General features: G+C 40.0%; 21 protein-coding genes, 3 pseudogenes and 1 other annotated feature. Of the genes and pseudogenes, 21 read left to right on the forward strand and 3 right to left on the reverse strand.

Annotated features, from left to right (window positions below; genetic code table 11):
- The first annotated feature begins 23 nt into the window (after positions 1-23).
- The 19 genes and pseudogenes from merB (at position 24) to DJ533_RS02340 (ending at position 15,170) form a co-directional block, all read left to right on the forward strand.
- Positions 24-662, forward strand: coding sequence for an organomercurial lyase MerB (merB, locus tag DJ533_RS02245; protein ID WP_033917449.1), 639 nt, complete (start codon positions 24-26; stop codon positions 660-662).
- Positions 659-820: pseudogene (locus DJ533_RS02250) on the forward strand (MerR family transcriptional regulator); the annotation flags it as partial. The gene merB and the pseudogene DJ533_RS02250, both read left to right, overlap by 4 nt.
- 64 nt (positions 821-884) lie before the next feature.
- A complete protein-coding gene (locus tag DJ533_RS02255) occupies positions 885-1,589 on the forward strand; it encodes an IS6-like element IS1008 family transposase (RefSeq protein WP_001067790.1) in 705 nt (234 codons plus the stop codon).
- Positions 1,559-1,885, forward strand: a complete 327-nt coding sequence (locus DJ533_RS02260; protein WP_167541269.1) for a recombinase family protein — start codon at positions 1,559-1,561, stop codon at positions 1,883-1,885. Before DJ533_RS02255 ends, DJ533_RS02260 begins: the two co-directional genes overlap by 31 nt.
- 182 nt (positions 1,886-2,067) lie before the next feature.
- Positions 2,068-3,301, forward strand: a pseudogene (locus DJ533_RS02270) (IS3 family transposase).
- Positions 2,357-2,473, forward strand: a sequence feature (AL1L pseudoknot). (Overlaps the previous pseudogene by 117 nt.)
- 312 nt (positions 3,302-3,613) lie before the next feature.
- A complete protein-coding gene (locus DJ533_RS02275) occupies positions 3,614-3,862 on the forward strand; it encodes a phenol hydroxylase subunit (RefSeq protein ID WP_006581702.1) in 249 nt (82 codons plus the stop codon).
- A gap of 37 nt (positions 3,863-3,899) precedes the next feature.
- On the forward strand, positions 3,900-4,898 hold the full coding sequence (locus DJ533_RS02280) for an aromatic/alkene monooxygenase hydroxylase subunit beta (RefSeq protein ID WP_033917440.1): 999 nt from the start codon (positions 3,900-3,902) through the stop codon (positions 4,896-4,898).
- Between the two features lies 1 nt (position 4,899).
- Positions 4,900-5,172 (forward strand): MmoB/DmpM family protein, encoded by a 273-nt coding sequence (locus tag DJ533_RS02285; RefSeq protein ID WP_033917439.1) that lies wholly within the window; start codon positions 4,900-4,902, stop codon positions 5,170-5,172.
- Between the two features lie 50 nt (positions 5,173-5,222).
- Positions 5,223-6,737: an aromatic/alkene/methane monooxygenase hydroxylase/oxygenase subunit alpha gene (locus DJ533_RS02290; protein WP_033917438.1), complete on the forward strand. Its 1,515-nt coding sequence runs from the start codon at positions 5,223-5,225 to the stop codon at positions 6,735-6,737.
- A gap of 89 nt (positions 6,738-6,826) precedes the next feature.
- Positions 6,827-7,177, forward strand: a complete 351-nt coding sequence (locus tag DJ533_RS02295; RefSeq protein ID WP_033917437.1) for a phenol hydroxylase subunit P4 — start codon at positions 6,827-6,829, stop codon at positions 7,175-7,177.
- Between the two features lie 11 nt (positions 7,178-7,188).
- Positions 7,189-8,250: an NADH:ubiquinone reductase (Na(+)-transporting) subunit F gene (locus DJ533_RS02300; RefSeq protein ID WP_033917436.1), complete on the forward strand. Its 1,062-nt coding sequence runs from the start codon at positions 7,189-7,191 to the stop codon at positions 8,248-8,250.
- An 11-nt stretch (positions 8,251-8,261) separates the two neighbouring features.
- On the forward strand, positions 8,262-8,570 hold the full coding sequence (locus DJ533_RS02305) for a 2Fe-2S iron-sulfur cluster-binding protein (RefSeq protein ID WP_033917435.1): 309 nt from the start codon (positions 8,262-8,264) through the stop codon (positions 8,568-8,570).
- Between the two features lie 14 nt (positions 8,571-8,584).
- Entirely contained in the window at positions 8,585-9,505 is a 921-nt protein-coding gene (locus DJ533_RS02310) for a catechol 2,3-dioxygenase (RefSeq protein WP_033917434.1), read from the forward strand.
- A gap of 37 nt (positions 9,506-9,542) precedes the next feature.
- Entirely contained in the window at positions 9,543-10,370 is an 828-nt protein-coding gene (locus DJ533_RS02315) for an alpha/beta fold hydrolase (protein WP_033917433.1), read from the forward strand.
- Positions 10,371-10,437: 67 nt separating this feature from the next.
- Positions 10,438-11,319, forward strand: coding sequence for a SphA family protein (locus DJ533_RS02320; protein WP_033917432.1), 882 nt, complete (start codon positions 10,438-10,440; stop codon positions 11,317-11,319).
- A gap of 20 nt (positions 11,320-11,339) precedes the next feature.
- Complete coding sequence (locus DJ533_RS02325; RefSeq protein WP_033917431.1) at positions 11,340-12,134, forward strand: 2-keto-4-pentenoate hydratase; 795 nt, start codon at positions 11,340-11,342, stop codon at positions 12,132-12,134.
- Between the two features lie 12 nt (positions 12,135-12,146).
- The gene (locus DJ533_RS02330; protein WP_033917430.1) at positions 12,147-13,100 is read left to right on the forward strand and encodes an acetaldehyde dehydrogenase (acetylating); all 954 of its coding nucleotides are present in this window, start codon (positions 12,147-12,149) and stop codon (positions 13,098-13,100) included.
- Between the two features lie 11 nt (positions 13,101-13,111).
- Positions 13,112-14,152, forward strand: a complete 1,041-nt coding sequence (gene dmpG / locus DJ533_RS02335; protein ID WP_033917429.1) for a 4-hydroxy-2-oxovalerate aldolase — start codon at positions 13,112-13,114, stop codon at positions 14,150-14,152.
- Positions 14,153-14,315: 163 nt separating this feature from the next.
- Positions 14,316-15,170 carry a fumarylacetoacetate hydrolase family protein gene (locus DJ533_RS02340; protein WP_033917428.1) on the forward strand — a complete coding sequence of 285 codons (855 nt, stop codon included), beginning with the start codon at positions 14,316-14,318 and terminating at the stop codon, positions 15,168-15,170.
- Between the two features lie 142 nt (positions 15,171-15,312).
- Here the strand turns inward: DJ533_RS02340 and DJ533_RS02345 are convergent, their stop codons facing one another.
- Positions 15,313-17,019, reverse strand: a complete 1,707-nt coding sequence (locus DJ533_RS02345) for a sigma 54-interacting transcriptional regulator (RefSeq protein WP_042892674.1) — start codon at positions 17,017-17,019, stop codon at positions 15,313-15,315.
- A 338-nt stretch (positions 17,020-17,357) separates the two neighbouring features.
- Here DJ533_RS02345 and DJ533_RS02350 point away from each other — a divergent pair, with 338 nt between their 5' ends.
- Entirely contained in the window at positions 17,358-17,777 is a 420-nt protein-coding gene (locus DJ533_RS02350) for a hypothetical protein (RefSeq protein WP_228716449.1), read from the forward strand.
- A gap of 27 nt (positions 17,778-17,804) precedes the next feature.
- Positions 17,805-18,737 carry an IS5 family transposase gene (locus DJ533_RS02355; RefSeq protein WP_047472181.1) on the forward strand — a complete coding sequence of 311 codons (933 nt, stop codon included), beginning with the start codon at positions 17,805-17,807 and terminating at the stop codon, positions 18,735-18,737.
- Positions 18,738-18,789: 52 nt separating this feature from the next.
- Here DJ533_RS02355 and DJ533_RS02360 read toward each other — a convergent pair.
- Both DJ533_RS02360 and DJ533_RS02365 read right to left on the reverse strand, forming a co-directional pair.
- Positions 18,790-19,122: pseudogene (locus DJ533_RS02360) on the reverse strand (site-specific integrase); the annotation flags it as partial.
- An 11-nt stretch (positions 19,123-19,133) separates the two neighbouring features.
- Positions 19,134-20,480, reverse strand: coding sequence for a site-specific integrase (locus tag DJ533_RS02365; RefSeq protein WP_047472183.1), 1,347 nt, complete (start codon positions 20,478-20,480; stop codon positions 19,134-19,136).
- Positions 20,481-20,627: the final 147 nt, after the last annotated feature.

Below are 20,627 nucleotides of genomic sequence, written 5' to 3' on the forward strand. Positions count from 1 at the left end.
TGCTTGGATGTTGGAGGTGGAAATTGGACAAGACTATATATTCCAAAAAGATTGCCGAGAGCCTCTCATCTGGCAATCATCCAGAAGAGTTCGCAACCCTCTTCGTCACCCTGCTTCGTCAGCTTGTGATGGGAAGGCCTGTGTCACGCGAAGCGCTCGGCACCGCACTCGGATGGTCTGGGCAGAGGGTTGCAACTGTACTTGAGCCGGCGCCCGGTACCGAATATGACGAGCAGGGCAATATCATTGGACTGGGCCTGACGCTACGCGAAACCCCTCACGTTTTTGAAGTGGATGGCCGCCGTTTATACACCTGGTGTGCGCTCGACACCTTGATGTTTCCCGCTTTGATTGGCAAAACAGCCCGTGTCACGTCGCGCTGTGCTGCCACCGGCAGGCCGATTACGCTCACAGTTGCGCCAGAAGCAGTGCTTCAGGTTGAACCGGCGGAAACAATGGTGTCTCTGCTAACGCCGGATGCTTCACCCGACATTCGCTGTTCCTTTTGCTGTCATGTGCATTTTTTTGCATCGCCTTCTGTTGCAAATGCATGGGCTTCGACGCACCCGGGGATAGAGCTCGTGCCTGTCGAGAATGCATTCGGTCTCGGACATCTGATCGCGCATAAGCTGTTAGAAGACAGCGAGCGAAACACGGCATGAATGCCTACTCGATTTCGAAGCTTGCTGAAGATGCAGGCGTAAGCGTGCATGTTGTGCGCGACTACTTGATGCGCGGGTTGTTGCATCCCGCCTGGCGAACCGAAGGTGGCTACAACGTTTTCGATGCCAAAACACTGGAACGGTTGCGTTTCCTGCGCGGGCACTGTTGCAAATAGGCTGACATGATAAGCTAAATATCTTATTTATTTCGAGATACAGCAGATGAATCCCTTCCATGGTCGGCACTTTCAAGGTGAAATCATTCTTTGGGCTGTTCGTTGGTATTGTAAATATGGCATCAGCTATCGTGAACTTCAAGAAATGCTCGCTGAACGGGGTGTGAATGTTGACCACACCACAATTTATCGTTGGGTTCAGCGTTATGCTCCAGAAATGGAAAAACGCTTACGCTGGTATTGGCGTAATCCTACAGATTTACATTCATGGCATATGGATGAGACTTATATCAAAGTGAAGGGGCGATGGACTTACCTGTATCGTGCAGTTGATCAACGTGGTCATACGATTGACTTTTACCTTTCCGCTAGACGGAACAGTAAATCAGCCTATTGTTTTTTAGGAAAGATCTTCAATACGGTGAAAAAATGGCAAATTCCACGGGTCATCAATACAGATAAAGCAGCGACCTATGGCCATGCTTTATCACGGTTAAAGCGAGAAGGAAAATGTCCAGTAGATATTGAGCACAGGCAGATTAAGTATAAAAATAATGTCATTGAATGTGATCATGGTAAGTTAAAGCGGATCATCAGGGCCACATTAGGATTCAAATCTATGAAGACGGCTTATGCCACAATTAAAGGTATTGAAGTCATGCGTGCACTACGTAAAGGACAAGCATCGTCATTTTATTATGGTCAGCCTCAAGGTGAAGTGTGTCTAATCAACAGGGTTTTCGGTCTCTAAGCACTTTTAAAAAGGAACTTCATCGACTCAAATCTCTATTTGCAACAGTGCCGTTTCAGATGCTTGCTGCATTTGCAGAGTTTGAACGCTCCATGATCCGTGAGCGTCAAAAGGAAGGAATTGCAAAAGCCAAAGCGAAGGGCTTATATAAGGGAAGAAAGCGGAAGGTTGACTATGTTGAAATACGAAAAGCAATGGCTGAAGAAAATTCAACATTTAGAGGTGTTGCAGAAAAGTTTAAAGTAGGGATAGCAACAGTACAAAGAGCTTTAAAAGAAGAAACTAATAATCAATAAGGTTGATTAATGAAGACGCTTAGATATTCAAATTTAGAAAAGATCATGACCATTTATACTGAAATTTCTACTTATATTACATTTCATAATGCGACTGGTTTAACAGATATAAATAAATCAATGGAAGATTTTTGAACCGTACCGGGTTTGTCGGAGACCAAGCTTTCTGAGAGAATGTCCCGATGAAAAAAGTAAAATATACCCCTGAAATCAGAGAAAGAGCGGTTCAATTATTGATTGAATCCGAGAAAGATTATCCATCGAATTGGGCTGCGATCACCGCTATTGCTCCCTGAGCAGTATACTGCGCAAGGGTTGTACTCCTGAAACACTACGTGTTTGGTATCAAAAATATTTAGATAAACAAAATCCAGTTAAAGTACAGCAGCTTTCAGACCAAGAACGTATCAAACAACTCGAACGCGAAAATAAAGAACTGCAACGCGCCAATGAAATTCTACGTAAAGCAGCCGCTTTTTTCGCCCAGGCGGAGCTCGACCGCCCACACAAATAATGGTGGATTTTATCCATAATAATAAAGAGCTGTACGGAGTCGAGGCGATTTGTAGAATTTTACCGATCGCACCTTCAACCTATTACCGGACTCTAGATCTCTGTGAAAATCCAGAACATCGAGCAAAGCGAGATTTACATGACTTGCATCATGCTGAGGAGATTAAACGAATTTGGAAGGAAAGTTCAGGTCGGTATGGTGTACGTAAAGTCTGGCAAAAACTGAAACGTGAAGGCTATATTATTGCGCGCTGTACTGTTGCTCGATTAATGCAAAAGCTAGGTATAAAAGGTGTTTGGCGTGGTAAGAACAAACAAACCACCCGTAGCCGAGATGATCAAAAACGAGCGGATGACTTGGTAAAACGTAATTTTACTGCTGATCATCCTGACCAACTGTGGGTGAGTGACTTTACGTATATTCAAACAAATTCAGGCTGGGTTTATACTGCATTTATTATTGATGTGTTCTCACGAGCAATTGTTGGATGGAAAGTATCGACACGGATGAATACAGATATGGTGCTCGATGCATTGGAGCAAGCATTGCATGATCGAGGCATGCCAAAGAATGTGATTCATCATTCCGACAGAGGTGTGCAATATCTTTCCATTCGCTATACCAATCGTTTAGAAGCAGCAAATTTACGAGCATCAGTCGGTACGACTGGTGATTCATACGATAATGCTTTGGCTGAAACGGTGAATGGCTTATACAAAACAGAGGTGATTGAATATCTAAAAGCAGATTGGCAAGGTTTAGCGGATGTACAACTTGCGACACTAAATTGGGTAGATTGGTTCAATAAAGAGCGTGTACATAGTGCACTAGGTTATGTATCACCTTTTGATTTTGAAGCAATGTACTATGATAAGATTAACCCGTTAGGTCAGGTGGCCTAACTTAAATAAAAAACTCTCCGACAAACCCGGTACGGTTCAGTTGATTGAATTATAGGGGCTATCAATGCGAGTTGGAAAATCAAAAAAAGAAGCTTTGGCTTCTTTTTTTTTTGATCATCTATAAGTGCTTATACAACTGAGAAAATATAAAACACTTGAGAATTTTCTTAAGTCATACATTGTGACTTAAGAATTTGATAAAGAACATTGTATGAAATAAAAAAGAGAAAATCATAAATATTTGAAAAATAATAATAAATAAAATTGGCATGCAAGTTGCAATAATCTTATGGAGAATATGAGGATTTTGGTATGCAGCAACTCAATGTAGAACAGCCTCCTTGCTTTATTCATGTTACAGGGACTCAGCGTGACAAATATATCGAATTTGAATTTTCGATAGGTGATCCAGAGTTAGCTGTAGAAATGATTATGCCAGTCAAGGCTTTTGAAGAATTCTGCGCACACCATCAAGTACAGCACCTAAGTACGGATGATTTTGCAAAGATTGAATATGACCGCATGAAGTGGCGATTTGGACAGGCCGGTATTAGAGAATAAAAACTCTAGTCTTTATTAAAAAATCAGGAAGATTTATATGCAAATTGATATTAAAACATCTTCAGTTAAGCCTTTAAGAAATACTTATGCTTATATTGAAAAAAGATTTGGTGATAAACCAGCTTCACGTTATCAAGAAGCGACCTACGATATTCAGGAAGAAATTAATTTTCATTACAAACCTTTATGGCAGCCTGAATTTGATCTTTACGATAAGGGCCGTACTGTAATCCAAATGAAAGATTGGTACGTGCTTAAAGATCCTCGTCAATTTTATTATGGGGCTTATACCCAAACTCGAGCTAAACAACAAGAGATTTTAGAAAGTAATTTTACGCTTGTTGAAAAACACGATTTATTAAGAAATATTTCTGAAGAAATTCTAAACAAAGTAACGAAATTACTACTCCCACTTCGTCATTACGAATGGGGAGCAAATATGAACAACAGTTATATAACTGGTTATGCTTATGGAGCAACGCTTACCAATGCCACCATGTTCGCAACAATGGATCGACTTGGGACGGCTCAGTACTTAACGCGTGTAGGCTTACTTCTCGATAATAATCAAACAACTTTAATCGAGTTGGCTAAGCAAGAATGGTTGGTATCTGATTGCTGGCAACCTCTACGTAAGAATTTAGAAGAGATGTTCATCCTTGAAGACTGGGCCGAATTATTTGTTGCGCAAAATTTGGTTTTTGATGGATATATCTATCCATTTGTTCGCTATTTTATTGAAAATGAACTGCTTGAGAATGGTGCAACAGCATTCGATATGATTACGGTATTTATGTCTGACTGGTTTGATGAAACAACTCCGTGGATAAATTCAGTCTTAAAAAATATTGCTAATGAATCAGAAGAAAATCAGCAACAGCTTAAGACTTGGATTCAGAAATGGCAGGGATTAGCTCATGATTCCGTGAAATCTTTGATTGAAGGATTGAATTTAGAAAGTTTAGAAATCGAAACTTTTGATGAGCTTTTTGAGCAGCGCTTGGTCAAAATTGGTTTAAATCAGGGAGCAATTTAATATGTCAAAACATGTTTTTATTGCATTGCAAGCCAATGACGATACTCGCCCGATTGTTGAGGCAATTGAAAAAGATAATCCCCACGCATCGATTGAATATATGCCTGCACTGGTAAAAATCAATGCTTTGGGTTGCCTAGAAATAAGAAAGGAAACTGTAGAAGAAATCATTGGTAGGGAATGGGATCTTCAGGAAATTCACATTAATTTAATTAGTTTAGGTGGAAGCATAGATGAGACAGAAGATTATTTTAAAGTCGGATGGTTTCAATAATTAATTCAATCAATGGATTATTGATAGATAAGGTCGCATGGAGAGTAAAAATGAATATAAAGTTTAATGCAGATGCAAAGAAAAAATTAAGTTTGAAAGATAAATATGCGGTAATGACTCGAGATCTAGGATGGGATACGAGCTATGTACCTATGGATAAAGTTTATCCTTATGATCAGTTTGAAGGTATTAAAATTCATGACTGGGATAAATGGGAAGATCCATTCCGCTTAACTATGGACTCTTACTGGAAATACCAAGCTGAAAAAGAAAAGAAACTATATGCAATTATTGATGCGTTTTCACAAAATAATGGGCATTTAAATGTATCTGATGGGCGCTACATTAATGCAATTAAATTATTTTTAACTGCAGTTACTCCAATTGAATATGGTGCTCACCGTGGTTTTGCCATGCTTGGACGTCAGTTTAGAGGCGCCGGTACTCGAGTTGCATGTCAAATGCAAGCAATCGATGAATTACGTCATTGTCAAACTCAAGTTCATACTTTAAGCCATTACAATAAATATTTTAATGGTTTTCATTCATGGCCACAAAATTACGATAGAGTTTGGTATCTAGCTGTTCCTAAATCATTTACTAATGATGCAATGTCTGCTGGACCATTTGAGTTCTTGGTGTCGATTTCCTTCTCATTTGAATATGTGCTGACTAACTTGCTATTTATGCCATTTATGTCTGGCGCAGCCTATAACGGTGATATGGCTACAGTAACCTTTGGTTTTTCTGCCCAGTCGGATGAAGCACGTCATATGACACTGGGTCTTGAGGCGATTAAGTTTATTCTTGAACAAGATCCAGATAATGTCCCAATTGTTCAAAAATGGATTGATAAATGGTTCTGGCGCGGTTACCGCTTACTGACCTTGGTTGGTACGATGATGGATTACATGCTGCCGAAGAAAATTATGTCTTGGCGTGAAGGCTGGGAGATTTACTTCGAACAAAATGGTGGAACATTGTTTAGCGATTTAGAGCGATATGGTATTCGTATGCCTAAATACTGGGAAGATACTGTAAAAGAAAAAGAGCATATTACCCATCAGACTTGGGCAGCACTTTATCAATATTGCTGGGCAGCTGGTTTTCATACGTGGTTACCTAAACTAGAAGAGATGGAGTGGTTAGAAAAAGAATATCCTGAAAGCTTTAATGAAATTTATAAACCACGATTTGAAGAATGGAGAGCATTAGAGAAAGAAGGTAAGCGTTGGTATAACACTAGTTTGCCTTGTCTATGCCAGACTTGTCAGTTACCGATGATGTTTACTGAGATTGATAATCCAACAAAACTTCGACTACGTGAATCTGAATTTGAAGGTGAAAATTATCAATTTTGTTCAGATGGCTGTAAAGATATTTTTGATGATGAGCCCCAGAAATATGTGCAAGCTAATATACCTGTTCAGAAAATATTGAAAGGTGAAGGGGGCGGACCTGCACCTGAAGATGTTGTTAAGTGGGCACATTTTAATCCTGACTCAGATACTGGTGGTTATGAGGATTCCATGGATGCGAAAAATTGGACGGCATGGAAGGCTTAAAATAACCTTTTATATCTAAATAGTTAGTAAATTCAAATTTTTATAATAATAACGGTACTAAAGGAAATAGTACCGTTTAGGAGCTTATTATGCCTATCGTAGCCTTGAATGAGAATTACCGCGGTGAAGTTCGTGACAGCGCAGACAAATTTAATGGAAAAAAAGTCATATTTGTAGAGTGGCAGGAGCATCTGAGATTTTGTTCACCTATCGCACTTTTGGTTGATCAAAATATTACGATTAAATCTTTTATTCAGGATGTTTTGGGTTCTAGTTCTTTCGCTAGCCATGCAGATTGGAATGAGATTGACTGGAGTAAAGCTGAGTGGATTTTTAAGCAAAATCGTATTGATTTAAATGAGGAATCGACTTTCGAAAGTGCTGGAATAGGCCATAAAGCATTAATTTCTTTGCGCACACCAGTTTTATTAAATTCGTAAGGAGATCGCTGATGACGTATGAAGTAACAATTGAACCTTTAGGTCAAGTGATCGATGTTGAGGAAGGGCAAAATATTCTAGATGCTGCGCTTCGTGCGGGTATCTGGTTACCTCATGCCTGTTGTCATGGTTTATGTGCTACTTGCAAAGTTCAGGTGCTCGAAGGTGAAGTGGACTTGGGTGAAGCTTCTCCTTTTGCACTCATGGATATGGAGCGTGCAGAAGGTAAGGCATTAGCTTGCTGTGCCATTCCTCAATCTGATCTGACCATTGAAGTAGAAATTGATGAGGATCCAGACGCAAAAATTATTCCTCTACGTGACTTCGAAGCGACTGTCGATTCAATTGTTGAGTTAACACCAACAATTAAAGGCATTTTCTTGAAAGTCGATGAGGGCTTAGAGTTTCAAGCTGGGCAATATATCAATCTGTATATTCCAGGCTTGCCTGAACCACGTGCTTTTTCGATTGCAAGTGCACCTTCGGAAACCCACTTAATTGAACTGAATATTCGTAAAGTGCCGGGTGGAATAGGGACTTCTTGGTTACATGATGACCTGGAAGTGGGCCAGAAACTTAAATTCAGCGGTCCTCTAGGACGCTTCTATACCCGTCATTCTGATCCGAATCCAGTGATTTTTATTGCCGGAGGATCAGGTTTATCTAGCCCTAAATCTATGATTTTAGAGCTGCTTGAAAATGGCGATTCTCGTCAAATTACCTTGTTCCAAGGTGCAAGAAATCGTAGTGAATTGTACTATCAAAACTTATTTGAAGAATTAGCGCAAAAACATCCCCAATTTCGTTATTTCCCAGTCTTGTCTGATGAAGGTGAATCCAGTGATTGGCAAGGCGAACGTGGGTTTGTACATGAAGCCGCTATTCGTATTTATGACAATAATTTTCGTAATCACAAGGCCTACTTATGTGGACCACCTCCGATGATTGAAGCCGCTATTCGAGGATTAATGCGTGGCCGCTTATATGAGCGTGATATTCATATGGAAAAATTCTTAAGCGCAGCAGATGCAGCCAATCAGGCAACACGGAGCCCATTATTTAGAAATATTTGAGAGGTGAGGTTATGCACCAGATTCGATTAACAAATAGTGATGAACAGTTTTACACCAATAGTGGGAATAGCTTACTTGAAGGCATGCAGCGCTTGGCACGAAAAGGAATTCCAATTGGATGTCGGGGCGGTGGCTGTGGCGTATGTCGAGTTCAAGTTTTAAGTGGTAATTATCATAGCAAGAAGATGAGCCGAGAACATGTGAGTGAATGCGAGCAGTCACAAGGCATTGGTTTAGCTTGCCGCTTGTACCCTGAAAGTGATTTAGAAGTAAAAGTATTGGGATTAAAAAACTGCAAAAAAAAATTGCATGTAACTTAAAGGATGAAGTAGAGATGAATAATAAACCAGTTTCACGTCCGGGCCATGTCGCGCTCAGAGTTTTAGATCTAGATGAATCAATTAATCATTATGTCAATGTCATTGGTTTGATTAAAACTGGACAAGATGAACAGGGACGAGTCTATTTAAAAGCTTGGGATGAGCATGACCATCATTGCCTAATACTGCGTGAAGCGGACTCTCCTGGTATGGATTGTATGGCGTTTAAAGTCGTTAGCGAATCCGAGTTAAAACGTCTGGCTCAAGCCTTAGAAGACTATGGGGTTAGTATTGAATGGATTGCCGCCGGAACCAACTTAGCCACCGGTGAGCGTGTACGCTTTACTGCACCCACTGGTCATGTTTTTGAACTATATGCTCATAAAGATTTATATGGGAATGGCATGCCTACTACCAATCCAGGCGTACAAGCGAAGAATTTGAAAGGCGTGCATCCGAGCCGTTTCGATCATTGCGCGTTAATGGGTGAAGGAGTCGAGGCAAGTTACCGTCTATTTAAAGATATTTTAGGTTTTGACTTAGCCGAGCAAGTGCTGGATGGCGAAACCATGATGGCTGCTTTTATGTCATGTAGTAACAAACCTCATGATGTAGCCTTCATCTTTGCGCCAGATAAGGGAAAATTACATCATATGTCATTTTTTGTGGAATCTTGGGCGCAAGTTTTATCTGCTGCAGACACGATTGCCAATCATGATGTTTCTCATGAAATTGGGCCAACACGACATGGTATTACCCGTGGAGAAACATTGTACTTTTTTGACCCATCTGGTAATCGCAATGAAGTGTTTAGTGGCGGCTATATCTGGTATTCGGATCGTCCGACTTTAACATGGACTGCAGATGAACTACCGCGCGCGATTTTCTTTACTGAACGCAAACTCAGTGAAACTTTCTTTAATGTCATGACCTGATTGTCAAAAGAAATAATACAAAATGTGAGAATGAAAAATGAATATTAGTGTAAATCAAGAAATCGTCAATTCAATTAAAACCGGCAATTTCCTCACCAATTATCATGATGTAGGAGAAGGCTTTCCTGTGGTGATGGTGCATGGGTCAGGCCCAGGTGTTACCGCATGGGCAAATTGGCGTTTGGTGATGCCGGAATTAGCAAAAGACCGTCGTGTAATTGCACCAGATATGCTGGGTTTTGGGTATACCGAGCGTCCCGCAGGTGTGGTGTATAGCAAAGAACATTGGGTGCAACAGCTCAAGGATTTATTTGATGCACTGGATGTAAAACAGGCCGATCTGGTAGGGAACTCTTTTGGTGGCAGTATTTCATTAGCTTTTGCGATTGCTTATCCAGAACGAGTACGTCGTCTGGTTCTGATGGGGAGTGTGGGCGTTCCTTTTGAGATCACACCTGGATTGGATAGTGTTTGGGGTTATGAACCTTCATTTGAAAATATGCGAAAGTTGATGGATACCTTTGCCTATAGTAGAGAACTGGTCAATGATGAGCTGGCTGAACTGCGTTATCAAGCCAGTATTCGTCCTGGTTTTCAGGAATCTTTTGCTGCGATGTTCCCAGCACCCCGTCAGCGTTGGGTTGATGCTTTAGTGAGTCCAGAAGAAAAAATTCGTCAATTGCCACATGACACGTTGATTATTCATGGTCGTGAAGACAAGGTGATTCCTTTAGAAACATCGACTAAATTATTTGAACTCATCCAGCATGCTCAGTTACATGTGTTTGGAGAAAGTGGTCACTGGGCACAAATAGAACATAGTGCACGTTTTGCCAAATTACTTAGAGATTTCTTCAACGAATAAGTCTGGATTCTAAAAGCCTGTAGCAAGGTTGCGTACAGGCTAGCAAAAATATTAAGAAGGATTTGAAATGAAAATTAAGACCTTATGCTTAATTTCAGGGGCACTTGCGTGCGTATTTTCCGCAAGTATATATGCAACTGAAAACGGTTCAGACTCTTTTGCCTTAGGTGCAGAAGGACTTTTAGCAGGTGCACTTCCTCCACCTGGTTTATATTTACTGACCTATTACCAAAATTACACGGCATCCAACTTTGTTGGTTCTGATGGTAATACATTAATTCCAGACTTTGATATTGATGCCAAGGCTGTAGTGCCACGTTTAGTCTGGATGACGGAACAGCAGTTACTGGGTGGGCAATTGGGTTTTTATGCAGCCCAGCCTTTAGTTGATTTGCGTTTAAAAATGGCGGGGCAACGCGATCATAACAGTGGATTAGGTGATCTTATTTTTGCACCGATGCTCGGTTGGCATCAGGGCAATCATCATTGGGTTGCTGCGGTAGAAACCATTTTTCCTACCGGAGATTATGATCAAAATGATTTAGCCAATTTAGGCAAAAATTATTATACCTTCAGACCAATTCTTGCTTATACCTTTAGTCAGCCACAAGGTTGGGATATTTCAACCAAAATGTCATATAGCTTCAACACCGAAAATAAAGACACTAACTATCACTCGGGTGAATATTTTGCTGCTGACTATAGCGTGGGCTATAAGCTCAACCCGAATTTAACCCTTGCTGTGCAGGGCTACGCTTTTAAACAAACCCAATCCGATCAAGTTGAAGATATTGATATTGGTTTCCGTGGACAAGCCCTCGCTTATGGGCCAGGTATTCATTATCAAAAAGATGGCTGGGCTTTAGAAGCGAAGTACTTAAAAGAAACTGAAGTAGAGAACCGCCCTAAAGGTGATGCCACCTGGCTTAAATTTGTCTGGTCATTTTAAGGAAATAAGGATTGACAACGATGGATCACAGTTTATCAAAATGGGCAGATCAGCTCTATCAAGCAGAACAGAACCAGCGAGCGATTGCGCCTATTCGCGACCAACTCCCGGGAGGGTCGACTGTAGATACAGCTTACGCCATTCAAAATCTCAATACCGAAAGAGCCGTGAGTCAGGGTCGTCGTTTAGTGGGCCGAAAAATTGGTCTTACCTCAGCCGCAGTTCAGAAACAACTAGGTGTCGACTCGCCTGATTTTGGCATGTTGTTTGAGGATATGTGCTATCAGGATGGAGAGAGTATTACATTTCAACGCTTCATTCAGCCCAAAGTCGAAGCAGAAATTGCCTTAGTACTTAAACATGACTTAGACCAAAAACAGCACTCGATAGAAAATATTATTGCTGCCACAGATTATGCCGTGGCTGCGATTGAGGTGGTGGATAGCCGAATTGAAAACTGGAAAATCTCCCTTTTGGATACGGTGGCAGATAATGCATCGAGTGCGGCTTTAGTTTTGGGTAACCAAAAAGTCTCGGTAGATCAAATTGATTGGGTCAATTGCCGGATGAAAATGACCCATAAAGGCAACATCGTGTCTGAAGGACAAGGCAAAGCCTGTTTGGAAAATCCCCTCAATGCAGCTGTTTGGCTGGCAGATGAAATGGTACGTCGTGGTCGTCCATTACTGGCGGGTGACATCATTTTAACTGGCGCACTTGGCCCCATGGTGGGGGTACATGCAGGCGATGAGTTTGTGGTGGAAATTGACGGTTTTGATCCCGTCACCGCAGTTTTTTCCGCATCAACAGAATAAGGAACAAAAACAATGTCAAAAATTAAATGTGCCATTATTGGCTCGGGCAATATCGGTACCGACCTGATGATTAAAATCATGCGTAATTCCAAATTTCTGGAAATGGGCGCGATGGTGGGTGTAGATCCCAATTCAGATGGCTTGGCCCGTGCTGCACGTTTTGGTTTTGAGACCACTGCAGAAAGTATTGAAGGTTTGTTAAAACTGCCTTCATTTAAAGATATTAAAATCGTGTTTGATGCCACTTCAGCAGGGGCACATGCTCATCACAATCAAGTGTTGCAGCAATATGGCATTCAAGTCATTGACCTGACACCTGCAGCCATTGGTCCTTATGTGGTACCGGTGGTGAATCTGGATGAGCATCTGGATGCCCCGAATATCAATATGGTCACTTGTGGTGGTCAGGCGACCATTCCCATGGTACGTGCCGTGTCCAGAGTGGCAAAAGTGCATTACGCAGAAATTATTGCATCGATTGCGAGTAAGTCTGCCGGTCCGGGCACACGCGCCAATATTGATGAGTTCACCGAAACCACCTCGAAAGCCATTGAAGAAGTCGGCGGGGCGGAAAAAGGCAAAGCCATCATTATCATGAATCCGGCCGAGCCGCCATTGATTATGCGTGACACCGTGTATTGCCTGGCTGAAGCCGGTGCCGATCAGGACGCGATTCGCCAATCAGTCAAAGAAATGGCGGATGCAGTGCATGCTTATGTACCTGGCTATCGTCTGAAACAGGAAGTCCAGTTCGAAGAATTTAATGCAGACCGACCACTGAATATTCCGGGTCTAGGCAAACTGTCAGGCTTAAAAGTCTCTGTATTTCTTGAGGTGGAAGGCGCTGCACATTATCTACCCGCCTATGCAGGTAATCTGGACATTATGACCAGTGCCGCTTTGGCTGCGGCAGAACGCTTTGCCGAAACCCATTTAAGCAATACACAACAAGAAGAAATTGCGTAAGGAGAATTGAAATGTTTGATCAAGAAAGAAAAATCTATGTGTCAGATGTGACCTTGCGTGATGGAATGCATGCCATTCGCCATCAATATTCACTCGATCAGGTGCGTCAGATTGCCCGTGCTCTGGATGAAGCTGGAGTCGACAGTATTGAAGTTGCCCATGGCGATGGTTTGCAAGGCTCAAGCTTTAACTATGGCTTTGGTGCGCATACCGATCTGGAGTGGATTGAAGCAGTTGCTAGCGAAGTCAAACATGCCAAAGTCGCAACTTTGCTGCTTCCCGGTATTGGTACGGTGCATGACCTGAAAGCCGCTTATGATGCTGGTGCACGTGTGGTACGCGTGGCCACCCACTGTACTGAAGCTGATGTATCCAAACAGCATATTGAATATGCTCGATCACTCGGTATGGATACGGTGGGCTTCCTGATGATGAGTCACATGAATACACCGCAAGGTTTGGCCGAGCAGGGCAAGCTGATGGAAAGCTACGGTGCACAGTGCATCTATGTGGTGGATTCGGGTGGCGCGATGAATATGTATGACATCGCAGACCGTTTTAAAGCCATGAAAGATGTGCTCAACCCCGAGACTGAAACCGGTATGCATGCCCATCATAATTTAAGTTTAGGTGTAGCAAATAGCATCGTCGCTTTAGAGCATGGCTGTAACCGTGTTGATGCAAGTTTGACGGGGATGGGGGCAGGAGCAGGTAATGCACCGCTTGAAGTGTTCATTGCTGCAGTTGAACGTATGGGACTTAATCATGGCTGTGATGTTAAACGTTTGATTGATGCCGCTGAAGATATTGTGCGCCCGTTACAGGAACGTCCGGTACGTGTGGATCGTGAAACCTTGGCACTCGGTTATGCAGGGGTGTATTCAAGTTTCCTGCGTCATACTGAAACCGCTGCAGAAAAATATGGGCTTTCCGCCTTCGATATTTTAGTGGAGCTGGGTAAACGCAGAATGGTCGGTGGACAAGAAGACATGATTGTTGATGTAGCACTGAACATGCTGAAATCTCAACAAGCCAATTTTCAAGCTCAATAAGCTCATATTTAAAGTGGGTACATTTTACATAGAGATTCAAGACTTTGGGTCTCTATCACTCGAGCTTTGAGGTGATCATTTGAATCATTAAAGTGCCATGAAGAATAAAGTATCAATGGAATGATGCATTCTGAAAATATAATAAAATAAAAGGGTCAAAAAGATGAAGTTAGTTAGATTTAAAATTGGTCATGAAATTTCATGTGGCTTGGTTCTCGATAACGGGATTGTTGATTTTAATCAAACGGACTTACCCTATAAAGATTTACAGAGCATCATTGAACATGGTGCAGATGCCTTGGAAAAGGTTAAAGCCTATTGTGAGGGAGCTTCTCCTCATTATGCTTTATCAGAAGTGATTTTATTGGCGCCCATCCCTCGACCTGGTAAATTTTTAGCCATTGGGATGAACTATAAAAAGCATGCGGATGAAGCAGATCGCTTAGGCGTTGCCAAAAGTAGCCATCAAACGTGGTTTAATAAACAGATAAGCTGCATCAATGACCCCTTTGGTACGATTGATCCCGGGGTGACCCAACAGTTAGATTATGAGGTCGAACTAGGAGTCGTCATTGGGAAAAAATCAAAGTACCTCACCATAGAAAATGTTGATGATGCTATTTTTGGCTACTTGGTTGTAAATGATGTTTCTGCACGAGACTGGCAATTCCATACACCTACTTTCACGATGGGGAAATCTTTTGATACCCATGGTCCCATTGGTCCATGGATTGTGACTCGAGATGAAATTAAAGATCCTCAAACATTAGCGTTACGCTGTTATGTCAATGGAGAGCTTCGGCAATCGAATAATACATCTGAAATGATTCACAGTATTCATAATCAACTCATCTACTTATCGACAGCATTTACTTTGGAACCAAGCGATATAATTGCAACAGGAACACCTGAAGGCGTGGGTGTTGCGATGCAACCTCAGATATTTTTGCAAGAGGGGGATATTGTAAGGTGTGAAATTGAAAACATCGGTGCAATTGAAAACAAAGTGTCAGTTTAAACCGTGTTTGAAAATGGTTTGGCTTAAACTTTCGCTTGCTGAAATGACAAATTTTTATTCAGCAAGCTATTGAATAGCTAACCATACCAAGAGTACATCGGGGGGAAACCCTTCTATCATGAGCGAGTGACTTGCAAGGTGGTTATTTCGGTATGGTTTCACTGAATATTTTTTTATATTTATAACCGATTTGTGCTCGACTAATGCCGAGTAAACGCGCTGTCGCACATAAATTTCCTTCACAGCGCTCAATAGCGGCTTTCACAACTAGATTTTCTAACTCTTCTAAAGGGACTTTTTTATCTAGAAGCTCAGTAACAAAATCTTCCATTGGTTGTTTAACCGTTTCTGAGATTTTTCCCTCTAGATCCAATACTGCTATATTCTCATCCAGTAAAGTTGTATATGAAGGAGGGAATAGCATGGAGGCATCAATGAAGCTATCCTGCGAAGCTAGAATTATTCCTCTTTCAATGACATTTTCTAATTCTCGAATATTCCCTGGCCAATCATGAGATTGGAGTGCATGTATAGCTTTATCTGTTAAACCTTTAATACGTAAGCCTTCTCGAGCAGAGAATTTATCAATAAAGCACTCAGCCAAAGCTAAAATATCCTCCTTTCTCTCTTTTAATGGCGGAATGGATACTGGGAAAACATTCAACCGGTAATATAAGTCTTTTCGGAAAGTACCTTGAGCGACAGCTTCAGCTAAATCTACATTGGTGGCTGCAATAACCCGGACATTGACTTTACGTGTTTCGGTACTGCCTAGACGATCAATGTCACCTGACTGTAGTGCACGAAGCAATCGGGTTTGAGCTTTAAGGCTTAACTCACCTACTTCATCTAAAAACAAGGTGCCACCATCTGCGCGTTCAAATCGCCCTTCTCTTGACGTTTGTGCTCCCGTATAAGCACCTTTTTCAATGCCAAATAATTCAGATTCAATCAAGTCATTGGGTAGGGCACCACAATTTACCGCCACGAAGGGTTGTTTAGCCCGGGGGCTGGAGTTATGAATGGCATTTGCAAACACATCTTTTCCTACACCTGTTTCTCCTAACAAAAGTACGGTCACAGTACTTGAAGATGCTTTTTTTGCTAGCGACCAAGCTTCTTTAAAACGTGGTGAATTTCCAATGACATCGACTGGTAAAATAGGATGAGGCAATGATTTTCTTAAATCTTCGACCTGATCTTGTAAAATAAAAAGCTGTTCTACGATTGAGTCTGATTGATAATATTTCAGGTCTTCTGCTATATCATCCCATTCTTCAAGTGGCTTGCCTATGAAATGTGGGCCTAAAGGTGTAGTTTCTATCTGCTTATGTAGAATAAAGCGATTCATAATACCGCTTACATATCCAGTTGCATACCCTAGTTCACACCAGGCTACAGGAGAATGGTTAGGACCAAATAATTTTTTATGAAGATAATGGTCAAGAGAGTTTTTCCAAATACCATCGATATAATATTTTCCATTTGGAATATCTATTTGTATATCTTTTAATTCAACTTTTACCATGCCTTCTAATGCATGTAATAAGGTTCCTTTATGGAAAAGCTCTAGATCTGATAAATCCCGATAACTGGCCTTTACAATTTCTGCATCACGTAATCCAGCTGTATAACCAATTCGAGTTAAGACTCCTCGAGTACGTTCGATACCGAGTGTATTGATCAGTTCTTTTCTTAAAGCCATCAACGCTGAAGAATGCATTAAAACCATGCGTTCTTCATCTAACCAAATCTGTCCTGTTTCAAAAGAGAAACGTAGTCTCGATGAAATTTCGGAAATACCTGGTGAACTCTTGTCCCAATCCTTGAGACGAACCGTTTGAGCCATTTGAGTGTTCCTACAACTGATATTTATTATCTGTTCCTTGCATGTATTAGCATACGGGCTAAGAGGTATAAGTCAATTGCATAAAGATTAATATAAAAGGTTGCTCAAATTCCTCAAACTAATTGATAGGGCTTAACATCATCCGGAACAGTATTCACAAACAATTGAATAAAATGAACCGTACCGGGTTTGTCGGAGAGTCAATATTCTGAGAGACTATCCCGATGACAAAATTAAAATATACCCCTGAAATCAGAGAAAGAGCGGTTCAAAAAATTTGAAACCACCATCTTAATGATATACTCTAATTGATATACATTTAGATTGTGTTGTTTATAATGTTGATGCTTCGATTACCTGTAGAATTAGAAAAACAGTTAGATCAACTGGCTGAAAAGAGTCAAAGAACGAAATCATTTTTAGCCAGAGAAGCTATTTCTATGAGTATTGAGAGCTTATCGAAAAAATATATACATGAAAACAAAGGGTTAAGTTACATGAATATTAATCTATATGAAACTCTCGTTAAATTTTTTTCTACACCAGTTAATTTAGAAACTGAATCTAGAAAATCTAAATTTATTATGTTTAGTGAGGACGGAAAATTATTTGTTCACAATAACAAAGATAATATTCGCCCTTTAAGCACTGATGAAGTTGATAATTTTTATAAGATTTTTAAGGAAACTGGAAGTCGATCTCCATCAACCTATACCGATGTAACCTTCAACGGCTTTGTTGCACAAACCTATCTGTAAAGGCTTTTTCAGCGATATAATTTTCAAATGAAGAAGCCTACACACAAAATCTACCGCACAACCAATTGGCCCGCATATAACCGAGCACTCATGAGTCGCGGAAATATTGCCATTTGGTTTGATCCTGCTACGCAATGGTATGCTCCATCAAAAGGCAAACAAGGGCGAAATCAAACCTACTCCGACGCAGCTATCCAATGCTGCTTAATGATTAAATCCTTATTTCGTCTGTCTTTACGTATGGTTACTGGCTTTGTGCAAAGTCTGATTAAACTTTGCGGATTAAATTGGATAGCTCCAGATTACACCACGCTTTGTAGAAGACAAAAGCATATTGATATTGTAATCAGCTACCAAAAAAGTAGAGATGGGCTGCATCTACTCATGGACTCTACAGGCATGAAGTTTCTAGGTGAGGGCGAATGGAAACGCAAGAAACATGGACCTGAATATCGTCGCCAATGGCGTAAACTACATATTGGTATAGATGCCAAAACCCTGCAAATACGAGCAGTTCAGCTTACAACCAATAATGTCAGTGATTCACAGGTGCTTGGTGATTTACTTGATCAGATTCCACAAGATGAGCGGATTGACTCTGTTTATACCGATGGAGCTTATGACACCAAGCAATGCCGTCAGGTCATTGCAGATCGGCAAGCGCATGCGGTGATTCCACCTAGAAAAAATGCGAAACCATGGAAAGATACAAAGAGTAGCTCGCTAGAACGAAATGAATTACTTCGAACAGTTAAACGTTTAGGCAGGACACTATGGAAAAAATGGTCAGGCTATCATCGGCGAAGTTTGGTAGAAACCAAGATGCATTGCATTAAATTATTGGGCGATAAACTGAGTGCAAGGAGCTTTCAAAGCCAAGTCAATGAGATTCATACACGTGTGGCAGTCCTCAATAAATTCACTGAATTAGGTCGACCATTTACCCAAGTTACGCCTTAAATTTGGCTCAATTAGGGGCGCTTTGCATTTCAAATCTTTGTGCAACAAAGCCCGACTTTATTACAAAAGTGTAAGCTTGTAATTTAGCTTCAAGTGCAGATGGTGTATTAATTTGAATGTAATTAGCTAGAAAAAATTTAGCCAATTTTTTCTCTGACGTACTGAAGTTAGAGAAGTTTAAGTGAAGTTTTTTCCCTGAATATGAAAAATTCCAAACATCGTTAGATGTTTGAACGAACTTGCTATCAAATTTATCAGCTCTATAGAATCGGATGATTGCCGGTAAGTGTAAAGACTCTATGAGCCTAAGGTCAGCATCATGGAAAATAATAAAGTCACTAGGACTATCATCATTTTTTTCAAAATCTAGACTAAGTTGAGGTATATTCTTATCATTCATAATTTAATACTAGAATCAATTATCCGAGCCAAGTTCATAAAATTAGCACGTTCTACAATAAAGCGTTTACCATAATATATGGGCATTTTACTTGTAGGTGACCAACCACCTAAGGCTCTTAGATCATCCTGTGCATCTAGCAGAGCATCATTTACACTTTGCCTGAGATCAGAGTGACTATCATTTTCTTTCTTATACTTCTCAAAAGAAAAGCTTAACATCATATAAGCCCAAGAATGTCTACAAACGTGCGGAGTGAGACGTTCTATTGAATCATATGCTGAAGTATCAAAACACTCAGGTAATAATGCTTTTAATGACGAATCTACTTGATCAAATATCTTTTTAACACTGGCATAACTTAAAGCAGAATAGGGAGGCTTTAAGGATGTAAATAAGATATGTGAAGGAATTTCTTTTCGGATTTCATTTATATAGATTTGAAGAATTCTGTAGTCTCGTTCCTGCAGTTTAATTACTCGGTACGAATATTCATTTTTGATTTTTGGCTTTTTTGATCGATCATCGAACTCATCATCTGTATTTGTAATAATTAAACTAAAACTATGATTCTGAATTGATTTTTTAATAGAGTTGGTTGTTAGTAGCATAAGCTCACCAATTCTAAGACCATAGTTGAGCATGAGATGTATGATCAGAAAGTTTCTGAGTTGTACATTTTTAGATCTAAAAGGATTTAATTCATTGTATTTATTAGAGTTACTTGGTGAAATGACTGAATACAATCCTTTAATCATTTCCTGATTCATGCTCTTAAAATTATGATTTATCTCACTTTTAATTGTCTTATTGGCTTTTGAAAAATTATTTATAATTTTTTTCTTTATTGTCATATATTTATTCAAGTTTTCTTTAATTTTTTGAATTTCCTTCAACGTAAGTTGTGGCTGTGATTGCATGCTTAAGTATTCATTAATCAAGAAGTTGTAAAACTTTAAGAAGGATCTAACTCTATGACCAATTGTTGTGTAATTAATATGTTCTGAATTGCTTAGCCGTATAAGATTACTTTCAAGTTTTTTATTATTTTCTAAGTAAACAATGAAATTATCAATTTCACATTGAATGATCTCAAAATTATAGGATGTCGAATAGAACGACTCACAAAAGGACGTGGCAAACTTTTCAAACCAAAATTCATACCAAAATTTTATTGCGATTAAATCTGCATGCTGCGTAGAGATACTTTGAAATCTAAGAAATTTCATGGTGTACAGCATAGGGTACATACATGGACAGAATGAATCTAAATCAAATAAAAGAATAATTTGATTTTCGTTTGAGACTTTCTTTTCTAAATGAATTGTTTTTAAAGCAAACATAGTAAAGTTTATGAATTATTCTTAAGGTCAACATATCATATTTTATGATTGAAATAGAAATTAGTTAAGTTATTGAATCTTAGTTCAAGAAAGAAAAATATGAAGTTATTGTTAGGTGTATCGGAATTGTCATAATTAAAATTCTCA

The sequence above is a fragment of the Acinetobacter defluvii genome (assembly GCF_001704615.3).
GTDB lineage: Bacteria > Pseudomonadota > Gammaproteobacteria > Pseudomonadales > Moraxellaceae > Acinetobacter > Acinetobacter defluvii.

Coding starts and splice junctions, on each gene's coding strand:
- DJ533_RS02285 (WP_033917439.1), top strand. CDS start 4,900: ATGTCAAAACATGTTTTTATTGCATTGCAAGCCAATGACGATACTCGC.
- dmpG (WP_033917429.1), top strand. CDS start 13,112: ATGTTTGATCAAGAAAGAAAAATCTATGTGTCAGATGTGACCTTGCGT.
- DJ533_RS02310 (WP_033917434.1), top strand. CDS start 8,585: ATGAATAATAAACCAGTTTCACGTCCGGGCCATGTCGCGCTCAGAGTT.
- DJ533_RS02345 (WP_042892674.1), bottom strand. CDS start 17,019: ATGGCTCAAACGGTTCGTCTCAAGGATTGGGACAAGAGTTCACCAGGT.
- DJ533_RS02365 (WP_047472183.1), bottom strand. CDS start 20,480: ATGTTTGCTTTAAAAACAATTCATTTAGAAAAGAAAGTCTCAAACGAA.
- DJ533_RS02355 (WP_047472181.1), top strand. CDS start 17,805: ATGAAGAAGCCTACACACAAAATCTACCGCACAACCAATTGGCCCGCA.
- DJ533_RS02295 (WP_033917437.1), top strand. CDS start 6,827: ATGCCTATCGTAGCCTTGAATGAGAATTACCGCGGTGAAGTTCGTGAC.
- DJ533_RS02330 (WP_033917430.1), top strand. CDS start 12,147: ATGTCAAAAATTAAATGTGCCATTATTGGCTCGGGCAATATCGGTACC.
- DJ533_RS02300 (WP_033917436.1), top strand. CDS start 7,189: ATGACGTATGAAGTAACAATTGAACCTTTAGGTCAAGTGATCGATGTT.
- DJ533_RS02350 (WP_228716449.1), top strand. CDS start 17,358: ATGTTGATGCTTCGATTACCTGTAGAATTAGAAAAACAGTTAGATCAA.
- DJ533_RS02255 (WP_001067790.1), top strand. CDS start 885: ATGAATCCCTTCCATGGTCGGCACTTTCAAGGTGAAATCATTCTTTGG.
- DJ533_RS02315 (WP_033917433.1), top strand. CDS start 9,543: ATGAATATTAGTGTAAATCAAGAAATCGTCAATTCAATTAAAACCGGC.
- DJ533_RS02325 (WP_033917431.1), top strand. CDS start 11,340: ATGGATCACAGTTTATCAAAATGGGCAGATCAGCTCTATCAAGCAGAA.
- DJ533_RS02305 (WP_033917435.1), top strand. CDS start 8,262: ATGCACCAGATTCGATTAACAAATAGTGATGAACAGTTTTACACCAAT.
- DJ533_RS02275 (WP_006581702.1), top strand. CDS start 3,614: ATGCAGCAACTCAATGTAGAACAGCCTCCTTGCTTTATTCATGTTACA.
- DJ533_RS02280 (WP_033917440.1), top strand. CDS start 3,900: ATGCAAATTGATATTAAAACATCTTCAGTTAAGCCTTTAAGAAATACT.
- DJ533_RS02340 (WP_033917428.1), top strand. CDS start 14,316: ATGAAGTTAGTTAGATTTAAAATTGGTCATGAAATTTCATGTGGCTTG.
- DJ533_RS02290 (WP_033917438.1), top strand. CDS start 5,223: ATGAATATAAAGTTTAATGCAGATGCAAAGAAAAAATTAAGTTTGAAA.
- DJ533_RS02320 (WP_033917432.1), top strand. CDS start 10,438: ATGAAAATTAAGACCTTATGCTTAATTTCAGGGGCACTTGCGTGCGTA.